Source organism: Streptomyces humidus (assembly GCF_014649655.1).
In the GTDB taxonomy this organism is placed as follows: Bacteria; Actinomycetota; Actinomycetes; order Streptomycetales; family Streptomycetaceae; genus Streptomyces; species Streptomyces humidus.
In genome coordinates this window covers 143,047-160,334 of record NZ_BMTL01000010.1, presented here as the reverse complement: position 1 = coordinate 160,334, position 17,288 = coordinate 143,047, and the positions used below count along the sequence as shown (strand labels likewise).

The following is a 17,288-nucleotide window of genomic DNA, read 5'->3' as shown; positions in this document are numbered from 1 at the left end:
CGGATCAGGGGCGGAGAGAGCGGGGCGAGCGGGGAGCCGCGACGAGGCTCGGCAAGGCGGTGGAACGGCGTCGCCGGTACGAGGCGGTGGAGGGCTGGATCCTGGCAGGAGCAGTACGCGGCGGCGGAGAAGGCGGAGAAGACCGATCCCGGCACAGGTGGACGACGCCTGGTCGGCGGAGCCACGCCGGTCGAGCAAGCCATGTCAGTCGGCCACGCCGGTCGGCCGGGCCACTTCAGTCGGCTGTACCACTTCAGTCGGCTGTGCGGCCGGTGAGCGCGGAGAGGCTGTTGCGGACGTGGTCCATGTGGGCCTGCACGTCCTCCCCGCGCGCGCCGTGTTCCCGCAGCACCCGCTCCGTCTCCCGCTCGGTGCGCTCCTCGCGGGTGCGCGCCTCGGCGAGAATCTCGGCGGCACGCGCGTGTGCCTCCTCCTGATCGCGCCGGGCCGACTCCTCCGCCTCGGCGAAAGCCTGCGCGGCCTCGGACAACGCCGCCTCGGCGTCGGCCACGGCCACGGCGTACCGGGCGTCCAGTGCCGCGGTCCGCTCGGCCACCTCGCGCTCCGCCGCGGCCCACCGCTCGGCCTGCTCCTTCTCCTGCTCGGCGAGCACGGCCACGGTGCGCTGGCGCACCTCGCGCAGGGCGGCCAGCGCCTCCCCGCGGTACTCCTTCACCTCACGCCGGGCACCGACGCGGATCTCGTCGGCCTCGGCGCGCGCCGCGAGCAACCGCTGACGGGCGCGGTCCTCGGCCTCCGCGCGCAACGCGTCCGCCTCCTCCTGGGCCGCCCGGCGCACATCGAGGGCGCACGTCTCGGCGTACGCGACGTCCTCCAGCGCGGCACACCGCGCGTTCTCGCGGACGTCCGCCGCCTCTTCGACCGCGAGCTGGAGGACACGCCGTGCGCGCTCCCCCAGCGAGTCGTACGTCTGCGGCGCGAGCTGGGTCACGACCGCGCGCAACTGCTCGGCCTCCTCCTCCATCTCCCTGGCGAGGACGGTGAGTCGCGCGGCCCGCTCCCACGCGGCGTCCCGGTCGGCGCAGAGCGCGGCGGTGTACGCCTCCACCTGTTCGGGCCGGTAACCACGGCCGCGAACGGTCACGAACCCGGGCGGTGACACCGATGCGCTGCTCATCCTTGAACCCCTCACCACCAGACGGACACGATGATTTCGCGCATATCTTGATGGATCGGATGGAAGTGTTCATAACGCGACACTCCGCGCACAGGTCAGGGCCGACCCCAGCGCCGGCGGAGCCGGCCCCTGACACAGACGGGGCTGCGCCGAACGTGGGGGCCGAACCGAATGCACGGAAGGGCTGCGCCGAACGCACGGAAGGGCCGGGACCCTGTCCTCCGACCGGGTCCCGGCCCCTCGCGCGTCACCCGCTCGACCGTCCGCGGGTCAGCGGCCGCCCGTCACAGCAGCCCGTCCCACATCTCCTCCAGCAGCACCGACCACCAGCTCTCCGGCGAACCCAGCGCCGCCGGGTCCAGCGCGGCCAACTGCGCCTGGAAGTCGACGGTCCAGCGCCCCGCCTGCTCCTGGTTCAGGCCGAACCGCAGCCGCCACATCCGCCCGAGCAGCGCCAGACAGCGCGCGAACTCCGGCAGCCCCGTGTTCACGAACTGCGGCGGCACCGATCCGCCGCCCGGCCCGGCCTCCACCGGCACGGCCACGATGTTCGCCGTCCCGTACTGCACGCAGATCGCCTTGCCGAAGTCACTGCCCATGACAAGGTACGAACCCGCGTCCGGGGCGGGCTGGACGCCCCGTTCCGCCGCCAGCTCCGCCAGCGTCGGCACCGGCCGCCCCGGCTGGGCCTGCGCCCAGAAGAACGGCCCCATGTCCGCCGGCAGACCGGCGACCACCAACGTGTGCGCCACGATCGGCGGCACGCCCTGCCGCGACACCGCCGCCTGCTCGAACCGGAACACCCCCGGCCCGAACACCGCCGCCAGCTCCTGCCCGACCGCCTCCGGCGGAACCGGCGGCAGGGGCTGCACCGGCGGCAACGGCGCACGCACCGGCGCCGGACGCGCGGGCCCGTCCGCCACCTGGTGCAACTCGCCCTGATGCGCGAGCAGTTGCTGCATGCCCTGCTGCCGGCTGGCGTGATCCGTGCCGTACGGAGCGATGCTCGTGATCCTCGCCTGCGGCCACTGCTCCCGGATCATCCGCGCGCAGTACGCCCCCGGCAGCTCGCACGACTCCAACTCCGTGTGCAGCTCCAGCACCTGGTCCGGCGGCACGTTCATCGCCCGCAGTTCGTGGAAGATCTGCCATTCCGGGTGCGGCGTCCCCGGCGCCGAACGCCGGATCAGCTGCTGCTCCGAACCGTCCTGCGCGCGATAGCGCAGCACCGCCTGGTAACCCGGGCCCACCGTCGGCAGCCCCTGCTGCTGCGGATACCCGTACGCCGGCGGCTGCCCCGGCACCGGGCCGCCCGGCGGCGGCATCGCACCCGGAGGCATCGGCGGCCGGGGGACACCCGGCGGCATACCGGGCGCACCGTGGGCCGCACCGGGGCCGCCAGGAGCGCCGGGGAAACCGGGAACGCCGGGGACCTGCGGCGGCGGAGGCACGCCGGGGCCGCCCTGCGCAGGGCCGGCCAGCATCGTCCGAGCTTGGTGAACCGCACCCGGCGCACCCGACCCGCCGGGCCCGGTGCCGTGCACGCCGGGCCCGCCCGGGGCCTGCTGCGCACCGGGGCCGCCGGGAGGACCCGGCGGCTGCGGAGCGCCCCCGGCGCCCGGGCCCATCCGACCAGGGTCGGCCAGCATCGTCGCGGCATGGTGAACACCGCCGGGTGGCGTGCCCCCGGGCGGGTTCGGCCCGGCCGGCGCGCTCGGCGCACCGGCTGCTCCGGGGACACCCGGCGGCTGCGGCGCACCCGGCCCGTCGGATCCCAGGGCGGACACCAGCTGCGTGGGCACATAACCGCCCGCTGGAGCACCCGGAGCGCCGGGAGTTCCGGGAGCGCCCGGCGCGCCCGGTCCGGAGGAGGGGGGCGGCGGCATGCCGCCCGGACGCGCACCCGGCGCTCCGGGAGCACCCGGCGGAGGCGGCGGCACCGCCCCTCCGCCACGCGCCCGACGCGGAGGCGGCGCGGCCTTGCTGGTGGCGGCGTCGGCGATGTCACCGGCGTTCGGCGCGAGCGGCCGCGCCGGCGAACCCGGAGCCCCGGCAGCGGGAGGCTGGACGTCCCCCGCTCCCTGCGGACGGCCGTAGGACGAACCGCCGGGCGCGGGCGGCCCCTGCGGACCCGCCGGAGGCGGAGTCCCCGGCCCACCGGCCGCACCCGTCGCACCAGCCCCACCGGGCCCTTGCGGATAGCCGTACGACGCGGCAGCCGGCCCGCCCGGCGAACCAGGCGCACCCGAGCCGCCGCCCGCCCCGCCGGGGCCGCCGTGACCTCCCTGGCCACCCGGGCTCGTCGCGTCGAGCGGGGGCGAGACCGCAGTGGCCGGAAGCCGGCTGCCGCCGGACATCAGCGCCGTCTTGGCGTCCGAGGCCGCCGACGGCGGCACCGCCTCGTCGTCGTCGGAGCCGCTCAGCGGCGGCGCGAACACCGTCGCGGGCAGCGGAACGGAACGGTCGTCACCCGCGTCGCCGTTGGTGTCCGTCCCCGCCCACGGCGTCGCCCCCGCCGGAGCGGGAGCAGCAGCCGCCGAAGCCGCGCGGGCACCCGCACCCGCACCGGCACCCGAGGGCACCCCGCCCCGCGTCTCCGGATACCCGCTCCCGGGCACCCCGGCCTGCGTACGGGGAAGCGAAGGATCACCACCACCCGGCACACCCGCCGGAGCGCCCGCGCCGTCCCCGGCCGGGACACCCGAGACACCCGGACCGGAACCCGAACCCGTCACCACGGACGCGGCCGCGGCCGGCTCCACGGCCTCACCGACGCCACCGCCACCGCCACCGCCACTGCCGCCGTCACGGCCGTCACCCGGACCGGCGTCCCGCCCGTCCGTGACACCCAACTTGTCCGCCGCCTCCTGCAACCACTCCGGCGGCGACAGCAGGAACGACGTCTGGTTCAGATCCACCCGCGCCGCAGGCGCCGGCACCGCGTCGGCGGGACCGTCCGGCCGGCCGTACTCCTCCTCGTACCGGCGGATCACCTCACCCACCGGCGCCGCCGGCCACAACGTGGCCTCCCCGCTGTCCCGGGCGATCACCAGCCGCTGCGCGCCCCCGTCCGAACGCGGCCCCTCCGCCCGGTCCTCGGCCCACACCACGAACCCCAGCCCGAACTCACGCACCCGCACCTCACGGTGCTGATACGCCGGCACATCCCCGTTGACCCACTCTTCGGCGCGCTCCTGCGCCTGCGCGAACGTCACCATCGTTCAGCTCACTCTCCCGCGGACGACAAGGACGACACCGGGACCGCCCTCGCGAACCCGCCGTCCACCATCAGATTCGCCACCGTCTCCAGCTCCGGCGGACTACCGGCCAATCGCGACAGGAAGACGTCGAAGTCCTCACCGCACGGCAGAAGCAACCGCTCCACGCGCTCCGCCGGCGACCACCCCGGATCCACGTCCCGCACGTCGTCGTACGCACAGAACCACACCGAACCCGCCCGCTCACCCCGCACCTTCACGGCCAGCAGCCCGCCCTGCACGAAACCGACGCCCAGATAGTCCTTCGTCAGATGATCACGCAGACACTTGTTCACATACACCAGGTCGTTGACCGCAGCCTCGTCCCGCACCGTGAAGAACGGCTGGTCCACCAGCAGCCCCAGCTCCGCGTCCAACGCCGCGCCCACCGGCGCACAACCGCCCGCCGCCTTCAGGAACGACCGATACGCACCCGGCAACCGGTACCCCAGATCCTCCTCGACCCCCTGCACCTGCTGCTCCGTCACCGCCACACCCGACTTCGGCAGCCGGAAGTGCGCCGGACGCGTCTCCTGCAACGGACGCGTCCCCCGCTTCGACTGATCCACCACAGCCGTCGACACCCCACCGTGATGCCGCAGCAACGCCTTCACCTCGACCGGCACCAGCTCCAGCCGCCGCGAACCCGCCACGTGATGCCACGTCCAGCCGTGCGGCGTCGCCACCGCGGACACCGTGTCCCACAGCTCGTGCCCCGAAGCCGCCGACGCCGCGTTCGCCGACACGTAGTCCGTCAACCGCAACTCGTCCACGCCGAAACCCTCCGGCGGATCCGCGATCTCCGCGACCGCGCGCGCGTACGACGAGAAATCCGGGTAACCCCGCTCGTCCACGCGCACACCCCTCGGGTGCCGTGCCGCCCGGACCGGATCCGGGAAATGCACGACCTGCCCGGCATAGGCCGCGTTCGGCGGCGCGGCCTGCTGCCCGAGCCGACCTGTAGTCATGGCGGTTGCCCCCTGCGGCACTCTGTACGGCCCGCAGCGACCCGTTCCGCTTGCGAACCGGCCCGCCACGCCCCGTATCGACTGTCTTCAACAATCGCCAACGCGCGTCAACCGCGCGCTCACGGTGGCGACAGCCTATGCGGTACGACGACAGCGGTCACCGGCCCTCCGCTTCCGTGACCAGCCGTCACCCTGCCGTGACAGCCAGCCCGAACACGGGCGTGTCGCACCGCCCAGCTTCCCCACCCGCCACGCCGTTTGGCACTCTGAGACCTTCCGGGGGATGCACGCGAGGGGAAAGCGATCATGAACGCGACGCAGACGGGGTCACACACCGGCAGGCCGGACGACCTGCACCACCCCACCACGGGCGACCACCACACCGCCCTCACCGCCGACACCCGCCACACCTCCACCGGCGACCCCCGCATCGGCTGGTCCAGCGCCGAAGCCCCCCGGACCCCCACCCTGCTCCACCGCCGCGACGGCATACTCCCCACCGTCGCCGCCGCCCTCTCCGTCCGTGGGGCCACCCTCACCGGCACCGCCGCCCGCGGGGACCAGCCCCCGCCCCTGCACCCCCTCGTCCAGGACTTCCTCGACACCCTCCCCAGCGCCGGACGCGACCGCTTCACCGGCCGCTGCGCCGAAGCGCTCCTCATCTCCCGCCACATCGCCGCCGCCGACGCCGCCCGCAGCAGACGCGCCGCCCGCCGCCCCATGACCAACGGCGAAGCCCGCAAGACACTGAAACAAGCCAAACTCACCACCCGCCACATCCGCGAGGACGGCGACCCCCTCCACGGCGGCTTCGCCACCCCCTGCCGGGCCTGCACCGCCCTCAGCGCCCACTTCGGCGTTCGCATCGTCGACCCCACCACCGCCGACTGACCCACACACCCAGGCCGGCACCCCCACACCCTCCCCACCCGGCCACGCACCGCCAGCACGACGAACGAAGGGCAGATGCACCCCGACCGCACCTCCACCACGCGCTTCCCCGTACCCGTCGACGCCGCCCTGCGCGCCGCCGGCTGGCAACCCGGACGCTGGGACATCAGACAAGCCGAGATCTGGGCCGACGCCCTCCGCGCCCACACCTCACCCGCCGGCCACCGCCACGCCGTCTTCCCCGCCGCCGTCGAAGCCTGGGCCGAATTCGGCGGACTCACCATCACCCCCGCCGGACCGGGCCGCCAGATCGCCCCCACCACCCTCCACCTCGACCCCCTCCACGGCCTCCACCTCACCCGCACCCTCGCCGACCTCAGCCGCTCCCTCGACACCGACGTCGCCCCCCTCGGCACCGAAACCGACACCCACTCCCTCCTCGCCATCGACGCCGAAGGCCGCGTCTACGCCCTCGACCACACCGGCGACTGGTACCTCGGCCCCGACATCGACCAAGCCCTCGGCACCCTCACGACCGGCATGGAACCCACCCGCCTCACCGCGAACTGACCCCGACCCCCACCCGGAGCCCGGCCCACGCCGCGCCGATCACACCGGAGCCACGAGCCACGACGCCGGAGCCGCGACCCCGGAGTCACGACGCCGCAAGCACGCCCCAGAGCCACGACCTCGGAATCACGACGCCGCAAGCACGCCCCAGAGCCACGACCTCGGAATCACGACGCCGGAGTCACGACGCCGGAATCACCGCAGACACCCGAAACCCCCCCGACTCCGTCGGCCCCGACACGAACACACCGCCCAACGCCACCACCCGCTCCCGCATCCCCACCAACCCGTTCCCCCCCGACGGCAACCCCACCGACCCCACCTCAGGCGGCGCCCCGTTCTCCACCTGCATCGCGATCTCCGCCACCCGATGCGCCAACCGCACCCGCGTCTTCGCCCCCGCCGCGTGCTTGTGCACGTTCGTCAACGCCTCCTGCACCACCCGGTACGCCGTCTGCTCCACCTCCCGCGCATACGCCCGCACCTCACCCTCCACCGACAACTCCACCACCATCCCCGCAGCCGCCGACTGCCCCACCAACTCCTCCAACTCCTCCAGACAAGGCCCCTCCCCCTCCTCCACCACCGCCGCGGCCACCGCCGACAACGGCGCCGACGCAGCCCGCGCCCCCGGCCCACCACTGCGCAACACCCCGAGCATCTCCCGCAACTCGGTCAAGGCCTGCCGCCCCATGTCCCCCACCAACACCGCGTTGCGCACGGCCTTCTCCGGATCCTTCCGCGCCACCGCCTGCAACGCCGCCGCATGCACCACCATCAGGCTCACCCGATGAGCCACCACGTCGTGCATCTCCCGCGCGATCCGCGTCCGCTCCTCACCACGCGCCCACTCGGCCCGCTCCTCAGCCCGCTCCGCGAGCAACTGCAACTCCCGCTCCAGACTGTCCGCCCGCTCCCGCAGGCTCTCCATGAGCCGCCGCCGGGCGCCGACGTACATCCCGAGCAGCAGCGGAGGCGCGGTGAGCCCCAGCGAGGCCGTGATGGCGGCGAACGGGATGAACCAGTCGCCGATGGTCAGACGCCCCTGGTCCATGCTCTGCCGCACCCGCACGAACGTCACGATCAACGTCCCCACCAACTGCATCCCCGCCAGCGAGGCGATGATCCGCCGGGGCAACTCCGACGCGGCGAGCGTGTACAGCCCCACGATGCCCATCAGATAGCCCATCTGGGCCGGCGTGATCGCGATCGCCACCAGCACCACCGCGATCGGCCACTTCCGCCGCCCCACCAGCACCGAACCGGCCAGCGCCCCGAACACCACCCCCACCGCCACCGGAACCCCGGCAGCCCGCGCGAAGGGAACACCCTCCACCGCACACTCCACGGCGGACACGAACCCCAGGCTCAAGTCGAACGCCGCGCTACGCCGTCTGCTCCACCACAACGGCCCTCCCCGGGCCGCCGTGTCCTCTTCCCCCGTCGTGGTCATGACTCCACCCTACGGGCGCGGCCCCCGCCAATTCCGGCGACTTTCTCCGGCCCGCCCACACCACACACCGTAACCGAACAGCATCGAAACCCACCGGTATCCCTCGAACTGCTGAACCAAGCCCGTTCGACCCCGGAACCGGGCATTCCGCCCGGACGGTATGCGTATGGCACACACGGAAGGCAGGTACGCGGACTTCGAGGGATTGCGGGAGCGGGCGATCGCCCTGCGCCGCGAGGGCCTCAGCCTTCGCCGCATCCGCGACGAGCTGAAGATCTACAACAACGACATCCTCAACAGGCTCGTGAAGGGGGAGCCCCCTCCGGAGTGGACGAAGCGCCCCAACGCGAAGGACGACCTCAAGGCCAGGGCGAGGGAGCTCCGGCTGCAGGGCAGGACATACGACCAGATCCAGCTGGAACTGGGCTGCTCGAAGAGCTCGATCTCACTGTGGGTGCGAGATCTGCCGAAACCGGAGCGCCGCGACCCGGCCGAGCAAGCCCGCCTGGCCAGTCGTAAGCGCTGGGAGCACGAACTCGCGGTACGAGATGAGGCACGTCGACGCACCAAGACGACCGCAACCGCTCAACTCGGCACCATGTCCGAGCGCGACCTCTTCATCGCGGGGATCGCTCTGTACTGGGCCGAGGGCTCGAAGGACAAGCCCTACTGTCGCCGCGAGACCGTCACCTTCGTCAACAGCGACCCCGGCGTGATCCAGCTCTACCTGGCTTGGCTCAACCTTCTGGGCGTGGAGCCCGCGCGTCTGACCTACCGGCTGATGATTCACCTGACCGCGGACGTGGAGGGGGCGATCCGCTACTGGGCAGACCTTGCCGGCGTCGACGCGTCCGCCTTCCAGAAGACGACGATCAAGAAGCACAACCCCAAGACCCTCCGTAAGAACGTCGGCGAAAGCTACCGGGGCTGCCTCGTGATCCGGGTGGCGAAAGGAGCTGACTTGTACCGGCGCATCGAAGGCTGGTGGGCCGGCATGGTGAACTCCGCCAGGCGGGATCATGCCCCTCCCTGCCTCCGGTAGGGTTTGAGGCAGCAATCCGCCGTGGGGTAGCGGCATCCCGCAGGCCTTTGGAGCCTTGAGACGCTGGTTCGAATCCAGCCGGCGGAGCTGCCGAGCCGGGTCCTGGCCCGCCAAGGGTCGGGGCCCGCTCTCATGTCCCCCCGGAAACGCCCCGGTATCCTTCGGATGTCCCCACCTCTCCACAGCCGAAGGGCAACTCCGTGAGCGCCATTCGCCCGGCAGCCGTCGTCGTACTCGCAGCGGGTGAGGGCACCCGTATGAAGTCGGCCATACCGAAGGTCCTGCACGAGATCAGCGGCCGCAGCCTCGTGGGCCACGTGCTGGCCGCCGCCCGCGAGCTGGACCCGGAGAACCTGGTCGTCGTCGTCGGGCACGCCCGCGAGAAGGTCACCGCGCACCTCGCCGAGATCGACCCCGCCGTGCGCACCGCCGTGCAGGAGGAGCAGAACGGCACCGGTCACGCCGTGCGGATGGGGCTGGAGCAGCTCGGCGGCGGTGTCGACGGGACCGTGGTGGTCGTCTGCGGCGACACTCCGCTGCTCACCGGTGCGACCCTGGCGCAGCTCGCCGCGACGCATCAGGCGGACGGCAACGCGGTGACGGTGCTGACGGCCGAGGTGCCGGATGCGACGGGGTACGGGCGGATCGTGCGGGACGAGGCGTCGGGTGCGGTCACGGGGATCGTGGAGCACAAGGACGCGTCGGAGGCGGTGCGGGCGGTCCGGGAGATCAATTCCGGGGTGTTCGCGTTCGACGGGCAGTTGCTGGCGGACGCGTTGAAGAGGGTGCGGACGGACAACAGTCAGGGTGAGGAGTACCTGACCGACGTCCTGGGGATCCTGCGGGAGGCCGGTCACCGGGTGGGTGCGTCCGTGGCCGTCGACCACCGTGAGATCGCGGGTATCAACAACCGTGTGCAGTTGAGCGAGGCGCGCCGGATCCTGAACGACCGGTTGCTGACGGCGGCGATGCTGTCCGGTGTGACGGTCGTGGATCCGGCGTCCACGTGGGTGGACGTGACGGTGACGTTCGAGCGGGACGCGGTGGTCCACCCGGGTACGCAGTTGCACGGCTCGACGCATGTCGGCGAGGGTGCCGAGGTCGGTCCGAACTGCCGGCTGACGGACACGGCGGTGGGTGCGGGGGCGCGGGTGGACAACACGGTGTCGTACAGCTCGCAGATCGGTGCGCAGGCGTCGGTGGGGCCGTTCGCGTATCTGCGGCCGGGTACGCGTCTGGGCGTCAAGGGCAAGATCGGTACGTATGTGGAGACGAAGAACGCGTCCATCGGCGAGGGGACGAAGATCCCGCATCTGTCCTATGTCGGGGACGCGACGATCGGCGAGTACTCGAACATCGGCGCTGCCAGTGTGTTCGTGAACTACGACGGGCAGGAGAAGCATCACACCACCGTCGGGTCGCATTGCCGGACGGGTTCGGACAACATGTTTGTGGCGCCTGTCACGGTCGGGGACGGTGCTTACACGGCTGCGGGGTCCGTGATCACGAAGGATGTGCCGCCCGGTTCGCTGGCTGTGGCCCGTGGCCAGCAGCGGAATATCGAGGGTTGGGTGGCTCGTAAGCGTCCGGGCAGTGCGGCGGCGAAGGCGGCGGAGTCGGCGTCCCGCCAGGTGGACGGCGAAGGCTGACCGGAAACAGGTGCGCCGGAGTCGGCGTACCGTGATAGGTGCACACCCGCACCCCACCAGCTGAGACGGCCTCGTCGCGCCCAGCGGCGTGGTTTCTCGACATCCAGCTGAGACACCTCTGAGGAGACAGTGCTGTGACCGGGATCAAGACGACCGGCGAGAAGAAGATGATGTTCTTCTCCGGCCGCGCCCACCCCGAGCTTGCCGAGGAGGTCGCCCACCAGCTGGGTGTCGGGGTCGTCCCGACGAAGGCCTTCGATTTCGCGAACGGCGAGATCTATGTGCGGTATCAGGAGTCGGCACGCGGTGCGGACTGCTTCCTGATCCAGAGCCACACGGCTCCGATCAACAAGTGGATCATGGAGCAGTTGATCATGATCGACGCGTTGAAGCGTGCGTCGGCGCGTTCGATCACCGTGATCCTGCCGTTCTACGGTTATGCGCGGCAGGACAAGAAGCACCGTGGGCGGGAGCCGATCTCGGCCCGTCTGATCGCGGACATGATGAAGACGGCGGGTGCGGACCGGATCCTGACGGTGGATCTGCACACGGACCAGATCCAGGGTTTCTTCGACGGCCCGGTGGATCATCTCTTCGCGCTGCCGCTGCTGGCGGACTACGTGGGCAGCAAGGTGGACCGCTCGAAGCTGACCGTCGTGTCGCCGGACGCGGGCCGGGTGCGGGTGGCGGACCGTTGGTGCGACCGGTTGGGCGCGCCGCTGGCGATCGTGCACAAGCGGCGTGACAAGGACGTGGCGAACCAGGTGACGGTCCACGAGGTCGTGGGTGAGGTCAAGGGCCGCGTGTGTGTTCTCGTGGACGACATGATCGACACGGGTGGCACGATCTGTGCGGCGGCGGACGCGTTGTTCGCGCACGGCGCCGAGGACGTCATCGTGACGGCCACGCACGGTGTGCTGTCGGGTCCGGCGGCCGATCGTCTGAAGAACTCGAAGGTGAGCGAGTTCATCTTCACGAACACCCTGCCGACGCCGGGTGAGCTGGAGGTCGACAAGATCACGGTGCTGTCGATCGCGCCGACGATCGCCAACGCGGTGCGCGAGGTGTTCGAGGACGGTTCGGTGACGAGCCTGTTCGACGAGCAGTGACGGTCGCCGTGCCGGTGACTGTGACGGTCGCCGTGCCGGTTCTCGTCTAGATCGATTTCTTGTACGGCCTTCCCGCTGCGTAGACTGTCCCAGTTGCTCGGCGAGGGAGGCCGTACGCGTGTGTTCCGCGCGTGTGTACGGCGGTCCGTTATCGACGCGCTCTTCGTAGCAGGCCGATCGTTTGGCCGGGTGACCACCTTTCCCCAGTTCTACGAGGAGTGAACATGGCCGAGGTCAAGCTCGCAGCCGAGACCCGCACCGAGTTCGGCAAGGGCGCCGCCCGCCGTATCCGTCGCGCCAGCAAGGTTCCCGCCGTGGTCTACGGTCACGGCGCCGAGCCGGTGCACATCACGCTGCCGGGTCACGAGCTCCAGCTCGCGCTGCGCACCCCGAACGTCCTGCTGAGCCTGGAGATCGAGGGCAAGAAGCAGCTGGCGATCCCGAAGGCCGTGCAGCGTGACGCGATCAAGGGCTTCCTCGACCACGTCGACCTGCTGCTGGTCCGCAGCGGTGAGAAGGTCAACGTCGAGGTCTACGTGCACACCGAGGGTGACCTGGCGCCGGGCGCGTACCTGCTCGAGCACGTGCTGAGCACGCTGACCGTCGAGGCCGAGGCGACGCACATCCCCGAGTCGGTCACCGTCTCCATCGAGGGCCTGGAGGCCGGCGCCTCCATCCTCGCGAAGGACATCCCGCTGCCCAAGGGCACGACGCTGGCGATCGACGAGGACGCGGTCGTCCTCCAGGTGCTGGCCGCCCAGGCGGAGGAGGCTCCGGCCGAGACCGAGGCCGAGGGCACCGAGGCCTGATCCTCGGGATCGTCGTTCCGCCGGCCGCCGCTTCCTCCGGGGAGCGGCGGTCTGCGTATGGTCCGTGTGTGCGGTTTCCGCTTGTAGCCCGTGCTCTTGCCCTGGCCCGTGGGCCCTCTGCCCGTGGGCCCTCTGCCTGTAGCCCCCTGCTGTGACCCCCTGCCTGTGAGTCGAGGAGACATGGACGTGACGACCGATGCCAGTGCGCCCTGGCTGATCGTGGGCCTGGGGAATCCGGGTCCGGAGTACGCGATGAACCGGCACAACGTCGGTTTCATGGTGGCCGATCTGCTGGCCGGGCGGATGGGGGGCAGGTTCAAGCGGGCGGGGAAGGCGCAGGCGCAGGTGGTTGAGGGCCGGGTGGGTCCGCCGGGAGTGGGAAGCCGGCGGGTGGTGCTGGCGAAGCCGATGTCGTTCATGAATCTGTCGGGTGGTCCGGTCAACGCGTTGCGGGACTTCTACAAGGTGCCGTTGGGGAACGTGGTGGCGGTGCACGACGAGCTGGACATCGATTACGGGGTGCTGCGGTTGAAGCTGGGGGGTGGGGACAACGGGCACAACGGTCTGAAGTCGATGACCAAGGCGATGGGGGCGGAGTACCACCGGGTGCGGTTCGGGATCGGGCGGCCGCCGGGGCGGATGCAGGTGGCGGATTTCGTGCTGAAGGACTTCTCGTCGGCGGAGCGCAAGGAGTTGGACTACTTCGTGGACCGGGCGGCGGACGCGGTGGAGGCGCTGGTGCTGGAGGGGCTGGAGCGGGCGCAGGGCACGTACAACTCCTGATCTCCCGGGCGGGCGAGTGCCGGTCTGTCACCCGGGCGGCTCCTCGTCCGTCGCTCGGGTGAGTGCGGTGCGTCGGCCGGGAGGTTGACGTGTCGTTCGGGCATGGCCAATGATCCCGGCCATGACTGCCGTAGCTGTCCGGTCCCATCGTCGCCGGGGTTCCTCGTGGAGAGGGCCTGCCGGGGGGTCGGCGGCGGCGTTGCGGTGGGGGCGGTTCGCCGTGATGGGCGGGGTGGCGGTGCTGATCCTGCTCGCGGGGGTGTGGGGTTCCTGGGGTGTGGCGCAGCACGTGATGCTGACGAAGGGCCGGGAGCAGGGCACGGTGGCGGTGGCGCGGTGTGACGGGGAGTGGTGTGCGGGGCGGTATGCGCCGGTGTCGGCGGGGTCGACGGCTCGTTCGCGGGTGGTGATCGCGGAGTCGGTGGCGGTGCGGGTGGGCGGCACGTATGCGGTGGTGCTCAAGCCGGGCACGGATGAGGCGGTGCGGTCGGGTCCTGCGGGGGTGTTGTTCGCGTGGGTGCCGTTGGGCGGGGCGTTGTTGTTGGCTTCGGTGGTGGTGGCGGGCGGTCTGGGGCGGGTGCGGGCGGGGTGGGTGTTGGCGGGGTCGGGGGTGGCGTTGTTGACGGCGGCTTTCGTGGCGATCTGAGGGGTCGCGCGGCTGGTCGGGTGGGCGGAACGTGACGGCGCCCCCGGGTTCGGGTGAACGCGGGGGCGCCGTCGTCGTGTGGTGGGTGTGTGTCAGCCGGTGTTGCGCAGGCCGGCGGCGACGCCGTTGACGGTGAGGAGGAGGGCGCGGGACAGGAGCGGGTCGGGTTCGGCGCCGGCGGCGGCGGCGTCGCGCTGGCGCTTGAGCAGGGTGACCTGGAGGTGGGAGATGGGGTCGAGGTAGGCGTCGCGGATGCTGAAGGTCTGCTTGAGGGCGGGGGTGGCGTCGAGCAGTTCGCGTTCGCCGGTGACCTTGAGGACTTCGGCGACGGTGAGGGCGTGTTCGGCCTTGATGGTGTCGAAGATGTGGCGGAGTTCGTCGGGGACGAGGGTGTCGACGTAGTGCTGGGCGATGCGCAGGTCGGTCTTGGCGAGCGTCATCTCGACGTTGGAGATGAAGTTGCGGAAGAAGTGCCACTGTTCGTGCATCTCGTCGAGGACGGTGTCCCCTTCTTGCCGCAGGCCTGCCTCGCGCAGCGCCTTGAGGCCGGAGCCCACGCCGAACCAGCCGGGGACGATCTGTCGCGACTGGGTCCAGCCGAACACCCACGGGATGGCGCGCAGGCCGTCGAGCGAGACGCCGGAGCCGGGGCGGCGGGAGGGCCGGGAGCCCAGGTGCAGGTCGGCGAGCTGGTCCACCGGTGTCGACGCGAGGAAGTACGTCGGCAGGTCCGGGTCCTCGACGAGGGCGCGGTAGGCGGCGTGGGCGGCGTCGGAGACGACGTCCATGGCGGCGTCCCAGCGGGCGAGGGCCTCGTCGGACTGGCGGGGGGCGGTGTGCAGAGCGGAGGCCTGGAGGGTGGCGGCGACCGTGAGTTCCAGGTTCTCCCTGGCGAGGGAGGGGATGAGGTACTTGTCGGAGATGACCTCGCCCTGTTCGGTGACCTTGATCTCGCCTTCGAGGGTGCCCCAGGGCTGGGCGAGGATGGCGTCGTGGGAGGGGCCGCCGCCGCGGCCGACGGTGCCGCCGCGGCCGTGGAAGAGGCGCAGGCGGACGCCGTAGCGGTGGGCGACGTCGCGCAGGCGGCGCTGGGCGCGGTGGATCTCCCACTGGCTGGTGGTGATGCCGCCGAACTTGGAGGAGTCGGAGTAGCCGAGCATGACCTCCTGGACGTCTCCGCGCAGTGCCACCAGTCGGCGGTACGACGGGTCGGAGAGCATGTCCTCGAGGATGGTGTCGGCGGCCTTGAGCTCGTCGGTGGTCTCGAGGAGGGGGACGATGCCGATCCTGGCCCAGCCGGCGTGGAGGTCGACGAGTCCGGCTTCGCGGGCGAGGACCGCGGCGGCGAAGACGTCGTCGGCGCCCTGGCACATGGAGATGATGTAGGACTCGATGACCTCGGGTCCGAAGACTTCCAGGGCGCGCTTGACGGTGAGGAAGACGCCGAGGGTCTTCTCGCCGGCGGCGTCGACGGGGGCGGGGGTGGGCGCGAGGGGCCTGCGTGACCTGAGTTCCTTGGCGAGGAGCTTGGTGCGGTACTCGCGGGGCATGTCGGTGTAGCGCCAGGACTCCTCGCCGAGGCGGTCGAAGAGCTGGCCGAGGGCGTGGTGGTGGGCGTCGGCGTGTTCGCGGACGTCCATGGTGGCGAGCTGGAGGCCGAAGGCGGCGAGGGTGCGGATGGTGCGGTTCATGCGGCCGTCGGCGAAGAGGGCGCCGCGGTGTTCGCGCAGGGAGGTCTGGATGAGGGTGAGGTCCTTGAGGAGCTCGCTGGTGCCGAGGTAGTCGCGGCCGGGTTCGTGGGGGATGCCCTTGGCGAGGCGCTGCTTGGTGTTCTCGAGCTTCTGGCGGATGCAGGTGGCCTTGAGGCGGTAGGGCTCTTCGGCGTTGAGGCGCTTGTAGCGGGGGCTGATCTCGGGGAGTCGTTCGAGGTCGGCCTGGAGGGAGGCGAGGAGTTCGTCGGTGGCGCCGGTGTAGCGGATGGAGTTCGACAGGAATCCGCGCAGTTCGTCGATGGTCTCCAGGGCGTCGTTGATGCCGTGTTCGTGCTGGAGGATGAGGACGTCCCAGGTCACGGCGGGGGTGACGTTGGGGTTGCCGTCGCGGTCGCCGCCGATCCAGGTGCCGAAGGTGAGGGGGCGGGTGTCGTCGGGGAGCTTGACGCCGACGCGTTCCAGTTCCGCCGTCAGGTCCTCGAGGACGTCGCCCACGGCGCCGGCGTGGAGTTCGTCGAGGTAGTAGATGGCGTTGCGGGCCTCGTCGGCGGGCTCGGGGCGGACGACGCGCAGTTCGTCGGTCTGCCACACGAGGTCGATGTTCTCGGCGAGGCGGGTGTCGTGGCGGCGGCGGTCTGACTCGATGACGGGGGTCTCGAGGAGTGCGGCGATGCGCCGGAGCTTGTTGAGGACCGACCGGCGCGCGGCTTCGGTGGGGTGCGCCGTGAAGACGGGGCGGACGTTGAGGTGGCGGACCGTCTGCTGGACGTGTTCGGGGTCGGCGTCCTTGAGGCGGTCGGCGGTGCGGGCGAGGAGGCCGCCCTCGGCGGCGCGGCGTTCGCGCAGTTCGCGGCCTCGGTGGACCTGCTCGGTGACGTTGGCCAGGTGGAAGTAGGTGGAGAAGGCGCGGACCAGCTTGGCCGCGGTCTCCAGTTCGATGCCACGCAGGAGTTCGGCGGCGGCTTCGCCGTCCTCTCGGGTGAGGCGGCGGACCTTCTCGACCAGGTCGAGGAGTTCGGGGCCTTCCTGCCGGACGAGGGTCTCTCCGAGGAGGTCGCCCAGTCGGCGGATGTCGGCGCGCAGCTCGGTGCTGGTCGTCGTGGTGGCCTGGCCAAGGTCGTCGGCACTGCTCACAGGTGCGGCTCCTTGCAGTGTTGAAGCTCGTCCGGGAGGGAACCCGGGTGCCGGGCCTCGCGGCGGACGCCGCATGGGGTCCTGACATCCGGGAAGAAATCAGAGCGGACCGCGCTGTCCGACCGTC

At 71.4% G+C, this 17,288-nt stretch carries 13 protein-coding genes and 1 tRNA gene; 9 read left to right on the top strand and 5 right to left on the bottom strand.

The features are described from left to right. Positions 1-253: 253 nt before the first annotated feature. The 3 genes from IE239_RS14190 to IE239_RS14180 all read right to left on the bottom strand — a co-directional run bounded on the left by IE239_RS14190 (position 254) and on the right by IE239_RS14180 (position 5,363). A complete protein-coding gene (locus tag IE239_RS14190; protein WP_190149640.1) occupies positions 254-1,138 on the bottom strand; it encodes a coiled-coil domain-containing protein in 885 nt (294 codons plus the stop codon). Between the two features lie 284 nt (positions 1,139-1,422). Beyond that, on the bottom strand, positions 1,423-4,356 hold the full coding sequence (locus IE239_RS14185) for an SUKH-4 family immunity protein (RefSeq protein WP_190149639.1): 2,934 nt from the start codon (positions 4,354-4,356) through the stop codon (positions 1,423-1,425). Positions 4,357-4,364: 8 nt separating this feature from the next. Further along, positions 4,365-5,363 (bottom strand): SMI1/KNR4 family protein, encoded by a 999-nt coding sequence (locus tag IE239_RS14180; RefSeq protein WP_190149638.1) that lies wholly within the window; start codon positions 5,361-5,363, stop codon positions 4,365-4,367. Positions 5,364-5,669: 306 nt separating this feature from the next. Here IE239_RS14180 and IE239_RS14175 point away from each other — a divergent pair, with 306 nt between their 5' ends. Continuing rightward, on the top strand, positions 5,670-6,254 hold the full coding sequence (locus IE239_RS14175; RefSeq protein WP_190149637.1) for a YwqJ-related putative deaminase: 585 nt from the start codon (positions 5,670-5,672) through the stop codon (positions 6,252-6,254). A gap of 75 nt (positions 6,255-6,329) precedes the next feature. Then, positions 6,330-6,824 (top strand): SUKH-3 domain-containing protein, encoded by a 495-nt coding sequence (locus tag IE239_RS14170; RefSeq protein WP_190149636.1) that lies wholly within the window; start codon positions 6,330-6,332, stop codon positions 6,822-6,824. 181 nt (positions 6,825-7,005) lie between these two features. Here IE239_RS14170 and IE239_RS14165 read toward each other — a convergent pair whose 3' ends face one another. Next, entirely contained in the window at positions 7,006-8,277 is a 1,272-nt protein-coding gene (locus IE239_RS14165) for a sensor histidine kinase (protein ID WP_190149635.1), read from the bottom strand. A 166-nt stretch (positions 8,278-8,443) separates the two neighbouring features. On the opposite strand from IE239_RS14165, the gene IE239_RS14160 reads away from it, so the two are divergent. From IE239_RS14160 to IE239_RS14130, 7 genes are all read left to right on the top strand, one after another. Then, positions 8,444-9,319: a hypothetical protein gene (locus IE239_RS14160; RefSeq protein WP_190149634.1), complete on the top strand. Its 876-nt coding sequence runs from the start codon at positions 8,444-8,446 to the stop codon at positions 9,317-9,319. 15 nt (positions 9,320-9,334) lie between these two features. Continuing rightward, positions 9,335-9,406 (top strand) — tRNA-Gln (locus tag IE239_RS14155). A 113-nt stretch (positions 9,407-9,519) separates the two neighbouring features. Next, positions 9,520-10,968: a bifunctional UDP-N-acetylglucosamine diphosphorylase/glucosamine-1-phosphate N-acetyltransferase GlmU gene (glmU, locus tag IE239_RS14150; protein WP_190149633.1), complete on the top strand. Its 1,449-nt coding sequence runs from the start codon at positions 9,520-9,522 to the stop codon at positions 10,966-10,968. Positions 10,969-11,102: 134 nt separating this feature from the next. Then, on the top strand, positions 11,103-12,077 hold the full coding sequence (locus IE239_RS14145) for a ribose-phosphate diphosphokinase (protein ID WP_190149632.1): 975 nt from the start codon (positions 11,103-11,105) through the stop codon (positions 12,075-12,077). 224 nt (positions 12,078-12,301) lie between these two features. Then, on the top strand, positions 12,302-12,886 hold the full coding sequence (locus IE239_RS14140) for a 50S ribosomal protein L25/general stress protein Ctc (RefSeq protein WP_190149631.1): 585 nt from the start codon (positions 12,302-12,304) through the stop codon (positions 12,884-12,886). 180 nt (positions 12,887-13,066) lie between these two features. Further along, positions 13,067-13,669: an aminoacyl-tRNA hydrolase gene (gene pth, locus IE239_RS14135; RefSeq protein WP_190149630.1), complete on the top strand. Its 603-nt coding sequence runs from the start codon at positions 13,067-13,069 to the stop codon at positions 13,667-13,669. Between the two features lie 109 nt (positions 13,670-13,778). Next, entirely contained in the window at positions 13,779-14,315 is a 537-nt protein-coding gene (locus IE239_RS14130) for a hypothetical protein (protein ID WP_190149629.1), read from the top strand. A 92-nt stretch (positions 14,316-14,407) separates the two neighbouring features. Here IE239_RS14130 and ppc read toward each other — a convergent pair whose 3' ends face one another. Continuing rightward, positions 14,408-17,161: a phosphoenolpyruvate carboxylase gene (ppc, locus tag IE239_RS14125; protein ID WP_190149628.1), complete on the bottom strand. Its 2,754-nt coding sequence runs from the start codon at positions 17,159-17,161 to the stop codon at positions 14,408-14,410. Positions 17,162-17,288 lie beyond the last annotated feature (127 nt).